This is a genomic window from Arthrobacter sp. SIMBA_036, from assembly GCF_046535135.1.
In the GTDB taxonomy this organism is placed as follows: Bacteria; Actinomycetota; Actinomycetes; order Actinomycetales; family Micrococcaceae; genus Arthrobacter.
Map to the genome: position 1 here is coordinate 1 of NZ_JAWRXG010000141.1, position 275 is coordinate 275.

The 275-nt window shown below is 32.7% G+C and carries 1 protein-coding gene; it reads left to right on the plus strand.

The features are described 5' to 3' along the window. On the plus strand, window positions 1–275 hold a 275-nt coding region (locus SB659_RS19415; protein ID WP_410551582.1), incomplete at both ends, for a hypothetical protein.

Genomic DNA, 275 nt, shown 5'->3' on the forward strand with positions numbered 1-275 from the left:
GAAACTAATTGATGATGATTTGAGTTTTTTAACTGATGAAAAACACTTGATGCGAATTGAAATGCAGATGCAATCAAGAATTTCTGAGATTTTGGGTATAAAGGATGTTAGGATTTACGATTTGTTTGAGGAAGAAACCTGTAAGCATATTTTGAGGTTTTGGTATGATATATACTTTGATATTGAGAAAGAGGCTTTGCTGATCTATCCAGAGAGATTGAAAGGTTTGCCAGGATTTGACAAATTTATGCGAAGATATATAGTACAGACAATGG